This is a genomic window from Bacillus sp. P4_D3 (assembly GCF_056401855.1).
This window is the reverse complement of the sequence record NZ_JBFUIN010001152.1, coordinates 1-746: the sequence shown is the minus strand read 5'-3', so window position 1 is coordinate 746 and position 746 is coordinate 1. Positions and strand designations below refer to the sequence as shown.

The window sequence follows — 746 nt, the reverse complement described above, 5'->3', positions numbered from 1 at the left end:
GTAGTTTTTCAGCTAGAGACTGACGACTTTTCAAATAGGGAAGTTGTTGATTTCTTGTGGCCATAAAGGCAATAAAAAGAGCTTTGACCTCATTATCAGTAAAGCGAACGACGGGCAGGATAGAGTTATGCATGACAAAATATCCTCCATCCCTTCCAACTTCAGCGACGAGCGGCATCCCCATGGCTTCAATTTCTCTAATGTCTCTAATAGCTGTCGATCGTGAGATGTTAAATTCTCGTATGATTTCAGAAATTGTAAAGTGGGAGCGGTTGTTAATATAGCGCATGATCGTATTAATCCGTTCAACTTTTTTCATGTTGGTCTCCTAAACAGTATCATTTTTTGACATGATTTAAAGATATTATAAACTCATCAAGTGAAAAGATAAATCGTTTGATTAATTTAAAAGTGAGGAAGGTTTTAAATATGAAAAATTATACAATAGAAGAAAAAGATAGCTTTATCGTGTTAGGTATTGGAACTGAACTTAAGAGCCACTATACAGACTTTGCGGGCATAAACAAGGAAAAGGCAGACTTTTGGCTGGCCGTCGAACAAGATGGAAGGTTGGACACTTTAAAAGCTTTAGCTACAAATGATTACATTTTTTCTGTGAGTGAAGCKGTGAATAACAAGATGATGTATTACGCTGGTGTCATGACAGAGGCAACGATACAAGAAGAATCTAGAGTTATCCAGTTTCCGAGGGGAGAATACCTAGTAGTTAAAGGGGAAGGCAATAC

The 746-nt window shown here is 37.4% G+C and carries 2 protein-coding genes; one reads left to right on the top strand and one right to left on the bottom strand.

Features of this window, described 5'->3' with window-relative positions; genetic code table 11:
• On the bottom strand, window positions 1-319 hold a 319-nt coding region (locus AC1DTM_RS29930; protein ID WP_477001639.1), incomplete at its 3' end, for a helix-turn-helix transcriptional regulator.
• Window positions 320-429: 110 nt separating this feature from the next.
• Here AC1DTM_RS29930 and AC1DTM_RS29925 point away from each other — a divergent pair.
• Window positions 430-746 (top strand): GyrI-like domain-containing protein (locus AC1DTM_RS29925; protein WP_477001638.1); only part of this gene is annotated, 317 nt, incomplete at its 3' end.